The organism is Daejeonella rubra, assembly GCF_900103545.1.
Classification (GTDB): Bacteria; Bacteroidota; Bacteroidia; order Sphingobacteriales; family Sphingobacteriaceae; genus Daejeonella; species Daejeonella rubra.
Genome location: NZ_FNHH01000051.1, coordinates 1 through 7,517 on the forward strand (window position 1 = coordinate 1; position 7,517 = coordinate 7,517).

The window sequence follows — 7,517 nt, forward strand, 5'->3', positions numbered from 1 at the left end:
ACAAGTTAGTTCATAGGATATTTGCTGTTGTAAGAAATGGGGCTCCTTATCAACAAAATTATAAAAACCACTTGTTTATGTCATAGAAATCACCGTACCATATGCCAGCACAGTCTGCACTATAAAGATTGCTGACAACACCAGGCAGAGGGAAACATCCCTTCCTGACTTATCCGTCCTGGTCATTCCCGGACAGCCAAAACCTAAATCCGACACGCCCTAACCGCCGATCAATTTACCATTGTTTCTACCTTACCTGAAATCTCACCTTTATCCTGCATTTTATCCTTCTCGATCTTCGGAATAGCTTCAGTATATATCAGTCCGGTTTTAGCCGCATGCTCAGCGGCCTCCAAGGTATTATCTACTATAACCAATTCAACATGCCCCTGCAATTCCGCAGAAATATCCTTAGCAATCCTCTCCCTGTCTGTCAATTGTACATCACGGATATAAATGGCCAGAATACGTTCCGGGTATTTTCTGACGATCTCCCGATAGATCTTCGGATCTTCCTGACCGCTGTCGCCAATTAATACAAAATTCAAAAGCGGATAAGTAAGCAGGATATTTTCAATTTCCTTAAACTTATGGCCCATATGGCCGGAGCTGATAAACTTATTGTCCTGCAGCCCAAAATCGCGCAGCAGGAGCGGCCCTTCCGGTATCTGATTAAGGTCCAGGAAATCCTTTAAAAGATCATACAGGTTCCATGGACTGCTTGAAACATAGAAAAAGGGATTATTCCGCTTGCCGTCTCGTCCGAGCTGCAGGGCTTTATAAAACTCCGAAACACCTGCAAAGGGCATTCTTGTACGGGCATTGTGTAAAAACACCCTTCTTGACATGGCCAGGATATCGGTTGCACTGGTATGTATAATGGTATCATCAATATCACTTATAATACCGTATTCGGCATTTGAAGGAGGTACCAGCACTTCCGCAATACTTTTTATACCAGGCATGAAAGGAACCGGCGCCAGTATCAGTTCGATCTCTATTTGATGCCACATATCAGCCGCTCCGATTGGAGTATCGGGCGCCAGGTTCAGCATAAAATAGCCCTCTTCATCTGTTATAACAGTATGTTCCTGATCTTGAAATCTGACTTTTAAAACAGCACCATGAATTTCATCGCTTTGAAAGCGATTATACATATTCACAAGATTATTAAAAATGGTATCCTTATCAGTTGCAGAATTAATACCCTTATCTTCCAGAACCCGTCCTTTTACATAAAGACGGTTTATTGTACCATAACTCCGGTAGGTAATCACCTGCAGCGGATCGTTTAGCTTTAAGTGTTTCCTTAAATTAAAAAAAAGGGTGTCAAATTGTTCTTCAACATTTGAACTTACACTGTTAAAATATTGTTTCCAGTCAGGCATCTTGTGATCTAAGTATGTACCGCCTTAAACATAATTCCGGGCGATGTGTTTAGAAATAATGATATCGTGATTTTTTAACATGACAATTCATCCCTCCGGCTTTAAAGCGGGCCAAACTCCTGCTCTCTTCTTTACCTGAATAAAAACCTGTTACACCTGTAGGTGATGAACTGCTTCCTAAAAAATTTACATTTCCCGAATCGTAATAAACCGCTTCATAGCAGGTAAAACGTATAAGGCAAAATGAAAGCTGCAAAGTTTAAACTTTCTAATGGAGTGGCGCGTGTGTTAATTCGCTCACTTCTTTAAGGATGTCCCTTTCTTTTAAATCAAAATTGCTAAGTGCCGGATGAGACAGCACAGAGGCAACAAGGGGACTGGCTTTAAATTGCTGCAAAGACTCATCATCTTTAAACAGATAAACAGCACCTGCTTCTTTTTTTTCGGCATCGATCAGCCAGATTTTCCAGATACATCCCGGGACCTCCGCAAATGCAGGAGCCAGACCTGAAGCCATACTTTCAAATTCTTCCTTGCTTACACTGAAAGTGTAATTGGTAACGAGGATCTTTTGTGCCATGATAAATGGTTTTAATGATGAATGGATGCTGGTTCAATGATAAATTCAAAGTACCAGGAAGGCTATATTAAATATACTTTATTAATCAGTAAAAACACTTGATTTAAAATGGCTTAAAACCAGCCCCAATTAACAATTAAACAGCCTCATCTCCCGCTAAGGTGGATACTTAATCCTGTGCTATCGGTCTACCGGAAAACACAAAAGCCTTCACCAGAGATGGCAAAGGCTTTCACGAAAAATCATTTAAATAAGCGTTTAAACTTACTCCGGCATTAAGACGCTGTCAATCACATGAGTTACTCCATTACTGGAAACAACATCCGCAATGGTCACAGTAGCTCCGCCGATCATTACTACGCCGTCTTTTACTGAAACCTTTAGTTTCTGGCCCTGCACGGTAGTTAATTCCTGTCCATCGATCAGGTCAGCTGCTTTTAGCGCACCAGGAACCACGTGGTAGGTTAATATTTTTCCCAGATCAGCTTTCATTTCCGGTTTCATCAGATTGTCGAGCGCAGCCTTCGGAACCTTTGCAAATGCCGCATTGGTAGGTGCAAATACAGTAAACGGACCTGTACCGCTCAGGGTTTCGGCCAAACCTGCCTGCTGAACTGCTGCAACAAGGGTTGTGTGATCAGCTGAAGCAGCTGCGTTTTCTACGATGTTCTTTGAAGGAAGCATCATTGCTCCGCCTACTTCCACACCTGCTTCGCTCATCATCTCAGTAGTATCGGTCATAGTGCTATCCTGAGTCTCAGAAGTTGTAGAGGCAGAATTACATGATGTAATTGCAGTCAAAAATGCTGCACCCATTACCAGGTTTAAAAATTGCTTTTTCATAAAATTACTTGGATTTGTTTTTTTGTAGGTATACCTACGTAAATAGATCTGATGCGGTTTTCGCAGATGGATATATTTTCTTTGGCCGGTATTCTTGCGTATCACATGCCAGCACAATCGGGAAATAATCAATCTTAAGCAAATGTCATCCCGAAACCTGTCCTACAGCAGGTGAGGGACCTTCGTTAAAACTATAAACTTTTTCAGGACGATACAATGACATTGCGCGTGCGTTAGCTTTGCCTAATATCCTGCTTCAATTGGAAGAAGGATTAAAAGAAATAAGCCCCTCCACTTGATTCCGATGAGTGTCCCTGCGCAATAGAATAATTGAGAACACAATCACCCAGAGCATGAAGGCGCCAATATTAATGCGTTCCCAAAGTCCCATATACGGTGTAGGGAGATTGGCCTCCATGCCAGGAGATTCCATAAAGGTTAAAACACCAAATACAATAAAGACCACAAAAGTTATAGCAGTATAGAGACGAAACCATTTTCCTGATGCCGCTGCCCCGAAACCCATCTGGAGCATCATGAAGAGGAGAGTCAGCGCCGCCCAAACAATATGCAGGGTATCAGTCAGCGTTCCTCCCCCTGCTGCGAGGACTTCCCGCCGATGCATCGGAGGCCAGTAAAAGTTCGGGATACAGTAAATGATGATGAGGACTCCTGCAATTCGTAAAAGACGGCTGCCGGCTGCTGATTGCCATACACCCCATCCAAAAGCGACAAAAAGCAGCGTGTACCAGATGGCCAATACATTCCACAACACCCTGGTTGGAGCGCCTATTGCCGACAGCTCACTTGGGGCTTGGGAAAGCATGCTGTATCCTTCATATTGCATAGGCACGTAAATATTGATACCCAGGTACCATAGCGATGAAAGGATGCCGCATGATAATAAAGCTTTTCGCATATTCACTGTATCATGACGTAAAACTATCAATGGGATAGCTGCCACCCATCCCAGCAATACTGGAATTCCCCACATGGCGTGCAGCCAGTGCAGTTCCTGCAGAATGATAATTTCAACAATGAACCAGATAAGCAGCCCGCCCAAAGCGAGACCGGCCATAAACCAGTCTGAATGATTCCGGCGAAGAACGGAGAAAAAAGCGATCGAGCTAAGAATGCCCAATCCCAAAAGGAGTATGCCCGGAATAAGGAAATCAGGAAAAGCGGAATTCATCATATCAACCGGCATATCCATGTATCTGCCATCGGGCGCTGCGATGAGGAGGCCACCGCCAAGCAAACAACCTGCCGCTTCGTAAGCCAGAACGGTCAACAGGACAATCCGGGTCCATCGCGGCGGAGTTTTCATCTTTTGAGCATTCCGTTCATTTCCATAGCCTTCAATTGAACCTGTCATGATAATCTATTTTTATACTTCCTGATGAACAGGTAATCTTTTTCAGTAGACCACAAAGCAGGTTCGGGCCAGAGTAAACGAATACATTCGTTTCAATTTCTCCAAAATTAAAAGACAAAATAGTGAAATATCATGATTTTCATCATTCCCTGGAATGATTCAGCAATCTCAAAAAGAGTCCTGAGAGTTAGTATTAAATGGAAATTCACAAAGATTCCGCTCAGACTCCGCAAACTGTGAATTATATTTTTATGAATTTTGAATGTTCTTACTTCAGGAAAATACTTAATCCCTGCTGCCTGAGAGAAAATATGCTAGCGGAAAATATGACTAACTGGAACATAAAAATATAGCTAATGTCTTGTTTATAAGATCATTATATATTTAAATAAGAATGTTAAATAAACATCCTGATAAGTCCGCATCACTTAGCCGGCATGGCTGCTCTTTCAAATGTAATGAGCCGGACTCCTGCTAATAAAACATTACAGGGAACAAGTATATATCGCATATTTTGCTGTACCCGGTTACTGGTTTTACAAGTTCAATACTCTTCTTATATCAACATGCTCCCGTAATGCTGTAATGCCGTATGATCGAATCTTCCTTTTTATATTTTTTTGCATGGTTAATTCTAACTATTGTTTTAAAATATTTTACAGGGATCGTTTTTATGAGGGGATGTATCATCTGAATTTAGTCACCTGTATCAGTTTATATAAATGGTCGGCATCTTCTTTTCTGCACAATTCAGTACCTGCGTTCATGGTCGCGGCTGTACCGCAGGCTACACCATACTGTGCAGCTTCTTCAATGCTTTTATTATCTGCCAGGCTCTGTACTATCCCGGCCACCATACTGTCGCCAGCGCCTACTGTACTTTTTATTTTAACAGCCGGTGGCATGATGTGCATAGCCAGGTCTCTTGTTACCAGCATGGCTCCCGCCCCACCCATTGACACCACTACCACTTCACATTTCCATTTATTTATTACTTCCTTTGCTGCTTCATCCACCCGTTCAATATTCAAATTTTCTTTACCCAGCAATGAACTCAGTTCAGCCAGGTTGGGTTTAATTAAATAAAGACCTGCCTGCACTGCCTCCATTAAAGCATCACCGGATGTATCAACAATCAGTTTTGCGTTTTTACTGCGTGCTACAGATGCAATTTTTGAATAAACAGTAAGGGGAATACCCGGCGGTAATGCGCCGCTTACAATAATAAAATCTGCTTCTTTTATATTTTCAATTTGTGCCAGGCATTGCTTCCATTCCTGTTCAAGGATGGTCGGACCCGGCATTCCAAAACGGTATTGCTGATTCGTTGAGGTTTCATAAACAATAAGGTTTTCTCTGGTATCCTCTTTTATTTCAGCAATTATTGAATCTATGCCTTCCTTGTTAAGTAATTTAGTAAATGCTTTGCCGGTATATCCCCCGGCCATATAAATGGCAGTTGCAGTTCCACCCAGTTTTTTTACAGCCCTTGCCACATTAATGCCTCCGCCGCCCGGTTCATAAACCGGCTTAGTGCATTTTAATTTCTTTTCAGCTATCAAGGCCGGCACTGTGGTGCTCTTATCAATGGCGGGGTTGAATGTGATCGTTATGATTTTTGACATGATGCAAATACTGAAATGTTTAAAAAAAATTGCCGAAACCTTATACTTTAATTTCCTACGGTTGGTGTTCTTACCGTACCACATGCCAGCACAATGTGTAAAAGGCTCTTGTCGATGAATAATCCGGGCGCTAAGCAAAAAACCGGACAGCGGGAATTATTCTGCTTCATTAGTATGTACTCTTCCCGATAATTTAATCATGGCGTCAAGATTTAATCAGATTCCTATCCATTCATTTTATAGCATGTAATGTGTCATCATCAAGGTCAAGCTTAGCCTCCTTCACAGTGAAATAATAAAGAAAGAATGCTACAAGAAAGAAGATACAACCAGTTAAAACTATTGCATCTTTGGATTCCAGCTCTGCGCCTGCAGCTGCTCCAAACGTTGAGTCCCAGGCAGCGATTGCCAGCAGTAATCCATAGGCGATCTGGCCTTTATGGCTGATGATGGCTACTGACTCCCTGGTTTTTCCGGAAATGCTATTTACCGCTTCCGCATACCAGCTCGCAGATAATAAATCTTTCGGCTTGACTCCCAGTGTTTCGGCGATTTTATTGATCACTTGAACCTCCGGCAAATCCCGGCTTGCTTCGATTCTTGAATAAGACGCCTGAGAGATTTTAAGGCCTGAAGCCATGCCTTCCTGGCAAACATTTTTGTAGATCCGAATCATTCGCAGATTCTCTCCGAAATTGAAATTTTTCATGTTGGGGACATTAGGTATATAATAAATGAATTGATTTTTAAAATAGGACCTTGTTTTATACTATGAATTTAAACATTCAATTATCCTTTGTCAATACCCTCATTTAGAGTCGCTTTCGTTTTTATTGTCTTTATATTGATTATAGACGCCCAAACGCAGTTTTCAGGTCTGTTTGAATAATTCATTCAGGCATGAATAATCTATTCAAACTCAAATTCTGTTATTCAGGCTGATGAAAATTGTTGTTGTAAAATCAGTATTTATCTTGTTTGTTCCGATCGGAATTCCGCAGGTACTAATTTTTCCACTGAATAAATTATTCATCGGTTTGAATAAACTATTCATGCGATGAATAACATTTTAGCAGGACATTGATCATTTTGGGTAGTGAATAGCACCCCATGTCGGAACTTGAACGCATCATAGAACTCCTGGAAAAGATACTGCAGAACCAGCAAACGGCTCTCGACAGGTCGGCCTGTGAACAGTCGGTCCTGTGTTCAAAGGAAATCAAGCGTCCTCCAGAAACTGATGATCCCAGGAATTGGCTGAGCCCCGAAGAGACAATGAAGATCCTTGGGGTTTGTGTAAGAACTCTGTATACCCTGCGTGTAAACAAGACCCTTAGCTGCACACGTATAGGCAATCAATACCGTTATTTTGCTCCTGACCTTTTTAAAATCCGCAACTTTCACCTGAAGTAATTCTATTTCATAATCTTTTGGTGGCTGTGAGACATCTCTCTGTGAATCCTCCGAACCAAATGGCAGACAAATGGCAGACAAAGGGCAGACAGGTTCGGACCATGTTCTGCTCAGCATCGAAAATTTAACTGCTTCGCTTCTTAATTTTTAGTGGAACTATTGCACATTTCTTCGGGAGTTCTTCGGGAAATACCCCAATTTCTTCGGGAATTGTTAGGGAAGGCTTCGGGAAAAAGGCCTTTTCTTCGGGAAAGCTTCGGCTATTGCCGAACAGATGCTGAAGCCATGCTAAA

The 7,517-nt window shown here is 41.9% G+C and carries 7 protein-coding genes; 1 reads left to right on the top strand and 6 read right to left on the bottom strand.

Annotation, left to right across the window (positions count from 1 at the left end; translation table 11 throughout):
- Nucleotides 1-230: 230 nt before the first annotated feature.
- The 6 genes from BLR27_RS18055 to BLR27_RS18085 form a co-directional block, all read right to left on the bottom strand.
- Nucleotides 231-1,388, bottom strand: a complete 1,158-nt coding sequence (locus BLR27_RS18055) for an App1 family protein (protein ID WP_090707252.1) — start codon at nt 1,386-1,388, stop codon at nt 231-233.
- 268 nt (nt 1,389-1,656) lie between these two features.
- Entirely contained in the window at nt 1,657-1,968 is a 312-nt protein-coding gene (locus tag BLR27_RS18065) for a YdhR family protein (protein ID WP_090707256.1), read from the bottom strand.
- A 264-nt stretch (nt 1,969-2,232) separates the two neighbouring features.
- The gene (locus tag BLR27_RS18070; protein ID WP_090707262.1) at nt 2,233-2,811 is read right to left on the bottom strand and encodes a fasciclin domain-containing protein; all 579 of its coding nucleotides are present in this window, start codon (nt 2,809-2,811) and stop codon (nt 2,233-2,235) included.
- Nucleotides 2,812-3,067: 256 nt separating this feature from the next.
- Complete coding sequence (locus tag BLR27_RS18075) at nt 3,068-4,186, bottom strand: DUF998 domain-containing protein (protein WP_090707257.1); 1,119 nt, start codon at nt 4,184-4,186, stop codon at nt 3,068-3,070.
- Between the two features lie 686 nt (nt 4,187-4,872).
- Entirely contained in the window at nt 4,873-5,811 is a 939-nt protein-coding gene (locus tag BLR27_RS18080) for a 1-phosphofructokinase family hexose kinase (protein ID WP_176767748.1), read from the bottom strand.
- A 232-nt stretch (nt 5,812-6,043) separates the two neighbouring features.
- Nucleotides 6,044-6,520, bottom strand: coding sequence for a helix-turn-helix domain-containing protein (locus BLR27_RS18085; protein ID WP_090707259.1), 477 nt, complete (start codon nt 6,518-6,520; stop codon nt 6,044-6,046).
- A gap of 401 nt (nt 6,521-6,921) precedes the next feature.
- Here BLR27_RS18085 and BLR27_RS18090 point away from each other — a divergent pair, with 401 nt between their 5' ends.
- A complete protein-coding gene (locus BLR27_RS18090; protein WP_090707260.1) occupies nt 6,922-7,224 on the top strand; it encodes a helix-turn-helix domain-containing protein in 303 nt (100 codons plus the stop codon).
- Nucleotides 7,225-7,517: the final 293 nt, after the last annotated feature.

Coding starts and splice junctions, on each gene's coding strand:
- BLR27_RS18090 (WP_090707260.1), top strand. CDS start 6,922: ATGTCGGAACTTGAACGCATCATAGAACTCCTGGAAAAGATACTGCAG.
- BLR27_RS18075 (WP_090707257.1), bottom strand. CDS start 4,186: ATGACAGGTTCAATTGAAGGCTATGGAAATGAACGGAATGCTCAAAAG.
- BLR27_RS18080 (WP_176767748.1), bottom strand. CDS start 5,811: ATGTCAAAAATCATAACGATCACATTCAACCCCGCCATTGATAAGAGC.
- BLR27_RS18065 (WP_090707256.1), bottom strand. CDS start 1,968: ATGGCACAAAAGATCCTCGTTACCAATTACACTTTCAGTGTAAGCAAG.
- BLR27_RS18055 (WP_090707252.1), bottom strand. CDS start 1,388: ATGCCTGACTGGAAACAATATTTTAACAGTGTAAGTTCAAATGTTGAA.
- BLR27_RS18070 (WP_090707262.1), bottom strand. CDS start 2,811: ATGAAAAAGCAATTTTTAAACCTGGTAATGGGTGCAGCATTTTTGACT.
- BLR27_RS18085 (WP_090707259.1), bottom strand. CDS start 6,520: ATGAAAAATTTCAATTTCGGAGAGAATCTGCGAATGATTCGGATCTAC.